1 protein-coding gene is annotated in these 802 nt (G+C 45.6%); it reads left to right on the top strand.

Going from position 1 to position 802, the window contains the following annotated elements; all coding sequences use genetic code 11:
- A partial coding sequence (locus ACP45E_RS22045; RefSeq protein ID WP_198927784.1) for a BCCT family transporter occupies window positions 1-802 on the top strand: 802 nt, incomplete at both ends.

The raw sequence follows: 802 nt of genomic DNA on the forward strand, positions 1-802 counted from the left end.
GCCACTATGTATCACTGGGGATTGCACCCATGGGCGATATACAGTGTTGTTGCATTATCGCTAGCCTTCTTTACCTACAATAAAGGACTTCCACTGTCTATCCGTTCTATTTTTTACCCTATTTTAGGGGATAGAGCATGGGGTTGGCCTGGTCATATCGTAGACATACTTGCGGTATTAGCAACATTGTTTGGTCTTGCTACATCACTCGGTTTGGGTGCTCAGCAAGCTGCGAGTGGTATCCAACATGTATTTGGTATAGAGGCAGGCTTAACCACACAAATCATCGTTATTACCATTGTGACCTTATTAGCGGTTGTGTCAGTGATACGTGGTATCGATGGCGGTGTTAAAGTCATTAGTAATATCAACATGATTATTGCTGTTGCGCTCTTAGCACTCGTTTGCCTAGTGGGCTACGCGGTAACATTGGGTTCTATTCCAACAACGCTCTTTTCTTACATTGAAAATATCATTCCATTGAGTAACCCTCACGGTCGCGCCGATGAAGCATGGTTCCAAGGCTGGACGGTATTCTACTGGGCGTGGTGGGTATCGTGGTCACCATTTGTAGGGATGTTTATCGCGCGTGTTTCTCGAGGTCGCACGGTTAGACAATTCATCACTGCAGTACTGCTTATCCCTACCGCATTTACCATACTTTGGATGTCTACATTCGGTGGAATGGCGATTGATCAAGTTAAGAATGGCGTAGGTGAACTCGGCGTAAATGGCTTGACAGATGTGTCTCTGGCGATGTTCCAGATGTTCGATTTACTGCCGCTAGGCTCTTTGCTTTCTA

The sequence above is a fragment of the Vibrio genomosp. F10 str. 9ZD137 genome (assembly GCF_049974785.1).
In the GTDB taxonomy this organism is placed as follows: domain Bacteria; phylum Pseudomonadota; class Gammaproteobacteria; order Enterobacterales; family Vibrionaceae; genus Vibrio.